This is a genomic window from Alicyclobacillus acidiphilus NBRC 100859, assembly GCF_001544355.1.
Lineage (GTDB): Bacteria > Bacillota > Bacilli > Alicyclobacillales > Alicyclobacillaceae > Alicyclobacillus > Alicyclobacillus acidiphilus.
The window spans coordinates 1-1285 of record NZ_BCQI01000144.1; the positions used below are offsets into that span (position 1 = coordinate 1).

At 52.7% G+C, this 1285-nt stretch carries 2 protein-coding genes; both read left to right on the forward strand.

What is annotated here, in order from left to right:
• Window positions 1–187: hypothetical protein (locus AAC01S_RS19830; protein ID WP_217997873.1), on the forward strand; the 187-nt coding region annotated here is incomplete at its 5' end.
• On the forward strand, window positions 174–908 hold the full coding sequence (locus tag AAC01S_RS19485; RefSeq protein WP_157071306.1) for a hypothetical protein: 735 nt from the start codon (window positions 174–176) through the stop codon (window positions 906–908). The genes AAC01S_RS19830 and AAC01S_RS19485, both read left to right, overlap by 14 nt.
• The last annotated feature ends 377 nt before the right edge of the window (window positions 909–1285 follow it).

Sequence of the window (1285 nt, forward strand, 5' to 3'; positions counted from 1 at the left end):
TATTCTGCAATACTTTCCAAATCAAAAAATGAAATTACAATCTGGACTTTATGATTGTCCTGCCAAGGGAGTGTCTCCCCAGCGTGTGGGAGGAGGTCAATGGGCTCCGAAAACTGGACAAGGACCAAACGCGTACATATCACTGGGGGAACCGGAAACAAGTGTTTTGGTGGGTGAACCAGATTGATTATGATTTTCAGGAGACACCGAAGTCTTGGCGCCGATTGAAGATTCATGTTGCGGGATGTACGGACACTTGGGGAGAGGGCGGAATCACGAAGAAGGCGGACTGGGTCTGGGTATCGTCGCGACCTCTCACGCAACAAAACGTCCTGGAACGATGCAACCGTGCAGCCCGCCACCGATGGGGGATTGAGGAGAATATCCTGCAGGAGAAACACCACGGCTACCAGTACGAGCATGCCTTCTCGCTCAACTGGTCGGCCATGAAAAAATGGCACGTCATGATGCACTTGGAACATTTGCTGAACACGCTGACGCTTCACACGGATGCCCTGATCAAGAAAGTGCACGAACTGGGGATTCGCGGGACTTTGAATTTCTCCGGGAAAGTTGGAGGAACCCTTGGCTCGCTCGGGATCGACTATTCGCGTCCTGCTCAAAACGTCCGCAGCCCCGAATGCTGCTCTAACGCTTGGCACTCCCCAACAACAGAAGGGCAACCCTCCTGCACCCTCAAACGAAGGGCTGATTTCAATCGCATTTCCTGGGCATTGCCCCATTCCGGAACACGCAAATCGTTCTCGAGAAAACTCCCTCTACACGCTGCGACTCATCGCTCCCCCATTTTGGGTCCACCTCTGCCCAGGCGCACCCCCGAACCAATACGCTCATGCGTCAGCACTGTCAACGTGCTCGTGGCTGTGCATCGCCGAAGACCATTGTGATATACTGCTCCTCGTGTTCAGTGATTGCGCGTCTTGATTCCGACCGCTAATATGGTGCCCAAAGGGTGGCATAAACATCCGGCGGCTCAAGCGCCTTTTCGGGAACGATTGGGTAGTGAAACCGACAACGGTGGTAGAGCACTACGCTGGCAGCGTAGGGGTCAGGGGTTCAAATCCCCTATCCTCCACCAAAAAGATGGAGAGCCTTTTGACACCGGAATAGGGTGTTCAAAGGCTCTTTTGCGTTCTTTTGCGCCGTAGACTCAATGGATACCGATGAAATTCGTATACTGCTTGAATGACTTGGTATGATGAGGGAAGGCAACAGTGTCATTGTGCGGATGCACAGGGGAACTTCCCGTTGCTAATATTAACCC